General features: G+C 60.9%; 1 protein-coding gene. It reads left to right on the top strand.

The genetic code is table 11. From position 1 onward, the window contains the following. Positions 1–37: 37 nt before the first annotated feature. Positions 38–994: ribonucleotide-diphosphate reductase subunit beta (locus tag FQ182_RS29625; RefSeq protein WP_218575117.1), on the top strand; the 957-nt coding region annotated here is incomplete at its 3' end.

The raw sequence follows: 994 nt of genomic DNA, 5'->3' as shown, positions 1-994 counted from the left end.
CAAAGGCGCCAACGCCGGCCACGCCACCGAAGCCAACATGGACCGCCTCGACGGTGCCGGCGCTGCCGCCGCCATCGAAGCCCGCGCCGTCACCGCTAACGACTCCGCCGCTATCGTGCGCGCCAAGGCCGCCCTGGACAAACTCGATGTCGCCGAAGGCCTCGCCGAGTTGGAAGGTGCTGCCGCCCGCGTCGCCGTCGACGAAAAGCGCATGATCAACTGCCGCGCCGACCTCAACCAACTCGTGCCCTTCAAGTACGACTGGGCCTGGCAGAAATACCTCGACGGCTGCGCCAACCACTGGATGCCGCAAGAGGTCAACATGACCGCCGACATCGCCCTGTGGAAAGACCCCGAAGGCCTGACCGACGACGAACGTCGCATCGTCATGCGCAACCTGGGCTTCTTCTCCACGGCTGATTCGTTGGTCGCCAACAACTTGGTCCTGGCCGTGTACCGCCTGATCACCAACCCGGAGTGCCGCCAGTACATCCTGCGCCAGGCCTTCGAAGAGGCGATCCACACCCACGCCTACCAATACTGCATCGAATCGCTGGCCATGGATGAAGGCGAGATCTTCAACATGTACCACGAGATCCCATCGGTCGCCAAAAAGGCAGCCTGGGGCCTGAAATACACCCGCGCCATCTCCGACCCGAAATTCGAAACCGGCACCGTCGACACCGACAAAGAGCTGCTGCGCAACCTGGTCGCCTACTACTGCGTCCTGGAAGGCATCTTCTTCTACTGCGGCTTCACCCAGATCCTGTCCATGGGTCGGCGCAACAAAATGACCGGCGTGGCCGAGCAGTTCCAATACATCCTGCGCGATGAATCAATGCACCTGAACTTCGGTATCGATGTGATCAACCAGATCAAAATCGAAAACCCACACTTGTGGGATGCCGGGATGAAGGAAGAAGCGACCCAGATGATTCTGCAGGGCACGCAACTGGAGATTGAATACGCTCGCGACACCATGCCGCGCGGGGTG

It is taken from the genome of Pseudomonas sp. ANT_H4, from assembly GCF_008369295.1.
In the GTDB taxonomy this organism is placed as follows: domain Bacteria; phylum Pseudomonadota; class Gammaproteobacteria; order Pseudomonadales; family Pseudomonadaceae; genus Aquipseudomonas.
Note: the sequence above shows the minus strand (reverse complement) of the source record. Positions and strands in the feature narration are given on the sequence as shown.